The following is a 7068-nucleotide window of genomic DNA, read 5'->3' as shown; positions in this document are numbered from 1 at the left end:
TAATTTTGATCTTTCATACTCTCCAGTTATAAAGTCTCCTACTAGTATTTGTGCTGTTTTTTTAATTCCTTCTTTTTTAACTTTTTCCCCTATATCTTTTAAAGTTCCTATCATTATTTTTTCATCTTTCCAGCTTGCCTTATATACTACTGCTATTGGTACATTATCTCTCCCGTATCCTTTTTTAAGCTTGTCTACTACATTATCTATTTGTTGAACAGATAGAAATATTGCCATAGAGGCTCCATAGGATGCAAGTTTTTCTAAATCTTCTTTTTCTGGCACCTCTGTTCTACCTTCTATACGTGTAAGTATAACTGTTTGACTTACTTTAGGAAGGGTAAATTCACTTTTAATTGCAGAACAGGCGGCAGTAAAAGAGCTAACTCCCGGAACAACTTCATAAGGAATATTTTTTTCTTTTAAAATATCCATTTGTTCTCTTATGGCGCCATAAATAGTTGGGTCTCCCGTATGAAGTCTAACAACTTTTAATCCTTTATTATATCCTTCTCCCATTTTATCTATGACTTCTTCTAAAGTCATAAATGCACTATTATAAAATTTACAACTATTTTTACAAAAATCTAAATGTTCTTTAGAAACTAAGGAACCAGCATATATGACAATATCTGCTTCTTCTAGCAACCTTCTTCCTTTTATAGTTATTAAATCTACGTCTCCTGGACCTGCTCCTACAAAACTAATCATTTTCTTCTCTCCTTCCTATAATTAAGGAAATATAATCTTTATCTTTAATAACATCTTCTCTACTACTTAAAATCTCTTCTCCATCTAAGGTTGTTCTTTTAACATATGACCAGATAAAACCATTATCCTCCAATAAATCTAAAGTTTCTTTTTTATTATTGCTAGTCTTTAGTATAGCTATAGAATCACAATTATTTAACATTTCTTCATTCAATTCCCCATCACATAAAAGAAACCTATCTCCTTTCACAGTTAATGGATTTTTAATTAAGGCTGCACTAGCTAAAAAAGAAGGTATTCCTGGTACTATTTCTACTTCTACATTTTTTTCAACTAGCCTTTCCATTAAATAAATAAAAGTACTGTATATTAAAGGATCCCCAATAGTTAAGAAGGCTCCTGATTTTCCTTCTAATATTTCTTTTTTTATTATTTCCGCTGCTTCATCATAATGTTTCTCTTCTACTTTTCCCATAGGAAAGTCTAAAAGAACTATTTTTTTATCTTCTATAAAGTCTTTAACTGTATCTAATGCCATATTCTTTCCCCTATTATTGGGAGCAAATATTACTTCTGACTCTTTTATTGCATTTACAGCTTTAAGAGTTAAATGTTCTTTATGTCCTGGTCCTGTTCCTATTCCATATAATTTTTTCATTTTTTCACTCCTTTAACTATAAATACAGGATTATTTCCTTTTAGCATTCCTATTTTATTGATTTTGGACGTTTGTACAAGTCTTGTTTCTATATCTGTATAATTATATCTTTTCAAAAGTTCTAAAAATTCATTTAAATTATTAAGAGTAATAAAATTACCTACTACTACACCTTCTTCTTGCATATTATCATCTAAATAATTAAATATGTCCTCTAGTTTTCCCTTACTTCCACCAATGAAACATTTATCAATTCTTATTGAAGGCAAAGAGTTAGGAGCTATTCCTTTTATAATATTCATATCTACTCCAAATTTTTTAGCATTTTCTTTAATAAGCTTTACCCCTGCTTCCTCTTTTTCTACGGCCCACACCTCTCCTCCTTGGAGGGCTGCCTCTACGGATATACTTCCTGTTCCAGCTCCTATGTCTAAAAATACATCTTCTTTTTCTATATTCAAACTAGCAATAGTAAGAACCCGTATTTCAAATTTAGTCATAGGAATATTACCTCTTATAAAGTTTTCATCTTTAACCCATTTCATTTTCAACCACCACCACTGCTAATGAAGATATATCCACTATTTTTTCTCCAATACTTTTTTCTATTATTAATTCATCTTCATAAGATAAATCATATCCTGCATATATTTTCCCTTTTATTCCTAGCTCGCCCAGTCTTTCTGATATACTAGAAGGAGTATTGTGGTTATCTGTAAGGATTATGGATAATGGCTTGTCTTGAACTTTTGCTAAATCTGCTTCCCTTCCATGGAGGGACAAAAATACTGCCTTATGCCAACTTTTGTTTAATTTACTCATCATATATTGAAAAGAAGAAAGCCCTGGTAAAACTTTGTCTATCTTTATTTCTTTCTTTTTAAGATATTCTAATATACCATAGAAACAAGGATCTCCTGATGCTAGTATTAGTACTTCTTCATATTCTTCTATACAATCTAAAACTTCCTTTACTGTAGACACTTTTATATAATTCTTCCTAATATCTACTAAAGACTCTGATACTCTATTAAATGCAACTACATTAGGCGTATTCTTAATAGCATCTAATACATCTAGGGTCATATACTTAGGATCCCCTGGTCCTACTCCAGCAACTATTATCATAGGAAAACTCCTTTCTCCATAGAATATATTAATACCTTTACAGGAAAGTTTTCATCTTTTAAATACCTTTGAATTCGTTTTTCACAGCCTTTTTCCATATCCTTTACAACAGTTTCATAACCTTCTTCTATGCATAAATTTATTGCTTCTTCTGCTGTTAAACAGTTATTTACTTTATCTAAAAGCTTTAAAGGGGCCCCTCTAAAAGCTAAATAATATACGAAAGCCTCCATTCTTCCATCACATATTTTACTATGAGTATTAAATACTCCTAAAGATAGTTTTGAAAACTTTCCAATATGACCTATTAATGTTATGGATTTAAACCCTTTATTATGGATATATAATAAAGAATCACCTATAAAATTAGAAATTTTCACCTTTTCCCCTTTAAGATTCAACTTATCTGCTATTTTTTCCCCATAATTCCCAAGAACTAATATTATATGCTCTTTTCCATAGGTTTCAATAATATTATCTATTTCCATGTATATAGTTTTTTTAAGAGCATCCTCCGACATAGGATAAACTATGCCTTTAGTTCCAATTATTGATATTCCATCTTCTATTCCTATTCTCTTATTATAAGTTTTTTCAGCTATATCCTTTCCTAAAGGTGCATATACTATAACATCATATCCTCTAGTCGAAACTTTTTTTAATTCTTTTTCAATCATTTTTCTAGGTACTAAATTTATAGCTGCTTCTCCTATTTCTCCAAAGAGACCTTTTCTCTTTATTCTACCGATCCCTTTTCCTCCATCTATATTAATTACACCATCGTTTCGCTCACTAACCTTAGCACATATTTCCATACCATCTGTTACATCTGGATCATCTCCACCGTCTTTTATAACACAACAAGATACTGAATTTTCTTCTCTTTTTATATTAGTAATTTCTAATTTTAATTTAATTTCTGCTGGAGTATCTATTTCTACAAAATTTACCTTCTCTCTATTTTTTAATATTAAAGCAGCTGCTTTTGCTGCTGCAGTAGCACAACTTCCTGTTGTATAACCACATCTTAATTTCCTACCTTCTTTAATAATATACATATCTTCCATTTATCTACCAACCACCATATATAAAAGAGCATTCACTATTGAAGCTGCTACGTTACTTCCACCTTTTGTACCTACTGTAGTTATAGATGGTACATCTACAGTTCTTAATAGTTCCTTTGACTCTGCTGCCCCTACAAAACCTACTGGCACACCTATAATAAATTTAGGATTAACTTTTCCCTCCCCTATTAATTCACATAATCTAAAAAGAGCTGTTGGGGCATTGCCTATAACAAAGATATCTATACCCATAGATACGGCTAAATCTATGGCTACTGCTGATCTAGTAGTCTTTTTTTCTTTTGACATCTCCCAAGTTTTATCATCACTTACTAAACATTGAAGCTCTAAAGAGGCTTTTTTCAAAGCTTTCCTATTAATACCTGAAAAAGCCATTCTTGTATCTGTATATAATATTTTTCCTTCTTTTATTCCTTCTTTAGCCTTAGTTACAAAATCATTTTTAAATTCTATAATATTTTTATAATCAAAGTCTCCTGTTGTGTGTATCATTCTTTTTACTATTATTTTTTCTTCTTCAGTATAACTTATATCATTCATTACTTCATCTATTATTTCCATACTCTTATTTTCTATTTTATTAGGATTTTTAATATACAAAGTTTCCACTCCCTTTCTCTACTTTTATTAAAAGGTTGTTTAAAGCCTTTTTATTTCCTAGAAAGTGTATATGAGGATAGCCAACTAAAGTATTTTTGTAAGAATATCCACATTCCCAAGTTCTTTTACTTTTAGGTTTAGAAATATTAAATAGTTTTTTATCCTCAATATTAGTTATAGACCTATGGAATTCATGACCTGAAAGTATGTCCCCACTTTCACCGAGAAGGCATTCTTCTTTAATTTCTATATTTACATATCCAAATCGTTGAAGTCTATCTGTCATAATACTACTACCCTTAAATATTCCACACATTTTTGCACCCTCTATTTCCCCCATTAGATACATAAGGCCTCCTCCCTCACCGTAGGTAAAGCCACCCTTTTCTATATGTTTTTTTATGGAGTTTATCATACTTAAATTATTACTAAGTTCTTCTTTATATATTTCAGGATATCCCCCTCCTATATATAAAAGGTCACAGACCGGCAAAACATTATCTTCTAATGGCGAGAAATAAACTACATTACAAATTTCTTCTAATATTTGTAGATTTTCTGTATAGTAAAATGAAAAAGCTTTGTCCAAAGGAATAGCTACAGTAATATCTCTTTTTTTTCGGTATTTAAAAGAAGGTAATTTTATATCCTTCATAAGTTCTAATAAACTGTTAATACATATGTTTTCTTCTACTATAGAAGCTATCCTATCTAACTTTTCTTCTATATTTTCTATTTCTCCACTTTGAATAAGACCTAAATGTTGACTATCTAATTCTAGTTCTTCATTGTTCTCTACAAATCCTAGGACTTTTATATCTATGTATTTCTCAATTTTTTCTTTATACATAGGGTACAAATCTTTTCTTATACCATTTAATATTAATCCTTTTATTTTAGACTCTTTAAAATCTACCATTCCTTTTATCTTAGGTATAGTAGAAAACATTTCTCCTTTTGGTCTATAAACTAATATAGTATTTATATCTAACTTTCTTGCTATATCATAACTAGAGTTTTCAAAAGTATTGTATATGCCATCAAAATAACCCATAGCCCCTTCAACTATACTATATTTTCCTTCACCTAAAGCAATTCCATTTAAGACTCCTTCTTCCCCCATAAGGTGAAAGTCTAAATTTCCCCCTCTTCTTCCTGAAGCTATTTCTAAAAATTGTCTATCTATAAAATCTGGTCCTGTTTTATATCCACATATGTTTAATCCTTTATTTCTTAACGCCCTTAAAAGACCAATTGATACTAAAGTTTTACCACTGCCACTATTTCCCCCAGATATCATAATCATTTTCATATTATCTTTCCAACTCCTTAAAGGCCTTCAACAATTTTTCATTATTTTCCCTATTCTTTATTGCTATTCTAATATAACTACCGTCTAAGCCTTCAAAACTAGAACATTTTCTAATAAGAAATCCTCTTTCCAACATATGTTGAAACACAAATTCTTCATCCCATTTTAAGAGTTTAATTAAAATATAATTTGTATCTGTAGGAAAAACTTTAAATTCTTCTATTTCTAATAGACTATTTAATAAAAACTTTCTTTCACTATCTATATAATCCTTACTTTTTTTTATATAATCCTTACAATTAAATATATATCTTCCTGCACCATCTGCCATTGCATTTATACTCCAGGGTAGTTTTATTTCATTGTATTCTTCTACTATATCTAATGAAGTACATCCATAACCTAATCTTAATCCTGGTAATGCAAAGAATTTAGTTGCTGCTCTAATTATTGCCACACTTTCATAATCATATTTTTTAAATATTTCTATACTATCATAATCTTTAGGACAAAATTCAAAGAATGCTTCATCTAAAAATAAAAATCCTTGCCCTTCTCTAGCTACTTTATATATATCTAATAACTCTTTTTCTAAAAGTCTAAGACCTGTTGGATTATTAGGGTTGCCTATAAATATTAAATCGCCTTTTCGTATTGTTAATTTTAATTTTTCTATTGGTATTTTAAAATCTTTTGTAAGGTTTATTTTAACTACTTCTTTTCCATGAACTTCTCCTCTCATTTCATATTCGGAGAATGATGGTAAAAACACAATTATTCTATTAAATAATTGAGCAAAATTGTCTATTATTTCTACTGCACCATTACCTACAACTATATTTTTTCTGCTGCAACCTAGATACTTTGATATACTTTTCTTTAACTTTCTATATTCTATATCTGGATAGCTTACTATAGCGGAATAATATTCCTCTAACTCTTTCATAAGACTTTCAGGCATACCTAAAGGATTTATATTACTACTATAGTCTACTATTTGGCCTTTATAATATTTTTCATATGAAAAGACATCTCCACCATGTTCCACATTAACACCTACCTTTATTTGATGTTTTTTAAAATTAAGTAAATTAATATTAAAAGCATTTCCGTTCTATACATTATATCTATAGCCCTTTTAATATCTTCCTTTTCAATAGATCTTATTCTATCTCCTATAGTAGGTTTTTTAACTAGCTTTCCAAAATAATAATTATCTCCTCCTAGTTGAATATTTAATAATCCTGATATTGCTCCCTCTGGATAGGATGCATTTGGACTTTCATGATTCTTCCTATCTCTCCACATTATTTTAAAACCATTTTTTACATCATATTTAAATATAGAAGACAAACACATTAATATTCCTGTAATTCTTGCTGGAATATAATTAAATATATCGTCAACTATTGCTGGAAAATATCCTAAGTCTTTATATTTTTCATTTTTATAAGCTACCATAGAATCCATAGTATTAACCATTTTATATAAGAAACCCCCAGGCGCCCCTAGGACCATAATATATATAATAGGTGCTATAACTCCATCAGCTGTGTTTTCAGATATAGTTT

At 29.6% G+C, this 7068-nt stretch carries 9 protein-coding genes; all 9 read right to left on the bottom strand.

Annotated elements, in window-relative coordinates; all coding sequences use genetic code 11:
• The coding region (gene cobM / locus VK071_09330; GenBank protein HLR35505.1) for a precorrin-4 C(11)-methyltransferase at positions 1-711 on the bottom strand (711 nt) is incomplete at its 3' end.
• Positions 704-1369: a precorrin-2 C(20)-methyltransferase gene (cobI, locus tag VK071_09325; GenBank protein ID HLR35504.1), complete on the bottom strand. Its 666-nt coding sequence runs from the start codon at positions 1367-1369 to the stop codon at positions 704-706. The genes cobM and cobI, both read right to left, overlap by 8 nt.
• Positions 1366-1914, bottom strand: coding sequence for a precorrin-6Y C5,15-methyltransferase (decarboxylating) subunit CbiT (gene cbiT / locus VK071_09320; GenBank protein ID HLR35503.1), 549 nt, complete (start codon positions 1912-1914; stop codon positions 1366-1368). Before cbiT ends, cobI begins: the two co-directional genes overlap by 4 nt.
• Positions 1901-2497: a precorrin-6y C5,15-methyltransferase (decarboxylating) subunit CbiE gene (gene cbiE / locus VK071_09315; GenBank protein HLR35502.1), complete on the bottom strand. Its 597-nt coding sequence runs from the start codon at positions 2495-2497 to the stop codon at positions 1901-1903. Before cbiE ends, cbiT begins: the two co-directional genes overlap by 14 nt.
• On the bottom strand, positions 2494-3564 hold the full coding sequence (gene cbiD, locus VK071_09310) for a cobalt-precorrin-5B (C(1))-methyltransferase CbiD (GenBank protein HLR35501.1): 1071 nt from the start codon (positions 3562-3564) through the stop codon (positions 2494-2496). The genes cbiE and cbiD overlap by 4 nt, the downstream gene beginning before the upstream one ends.
• Complete coding sequence (locus VK071_09305; GenBank protein HLR35500.1) at positions 3565-4194, bottom strand: precorrin-8X methylmutase; 630 nt, start codon at positions 4192-4194, stop codon at positions 3565-3567. It lies immediately after the preceding gene.
• Positions 4175-5497 carry a cobyrinate a,c-diamide synthase gene (locus tag VK071_09300; GenBank protein ID HLR35499.1) on the bottom strand — a complete coding sequence of 441 codons (1323 nt, stop codon included), beginning with the start codon at positions 5495-5497 and terminating at the stop codon, positions 4175-4177. Before VK071_09300 ends, VK071_09305 begins: the two co-directional genes overlap by 20 nt.
• 1 nt (position 5498) lies before the next feature.
• Positions 5499-6545 (bottom strand): histidinol-phosphate transaminase, encoded by a 1047-nt coding sequence (locus VK071_09295; protein HLR35498.1) that lies wholly within the window; start codon positions 6543-6545, stop codon positions 5499-5501.
• 14 nt (positions 6546-6559) lie between these two features.
• The coding region (locus tag VK071_09290; protein ID HLR35497.1) for a CobD/CbiB family cobalamin biosynthesis protein at positions 6560-7068 on the bottom strand (509 nt) is incomplete at its 5' end.

Source organism: Tissierellales bacterium (assembly GCA_035301805.1).
Taxonomy (GTDB): Bacteria; Bacillota; Clostridia; order Tissierellales; family DATGTQ01; genus DATGTQ01.
The sequence above is the reverse complement of the archived record's forward strand: the minus strand, read 5'-3'. Positions and strand labels throughout refer to the sequence as shown.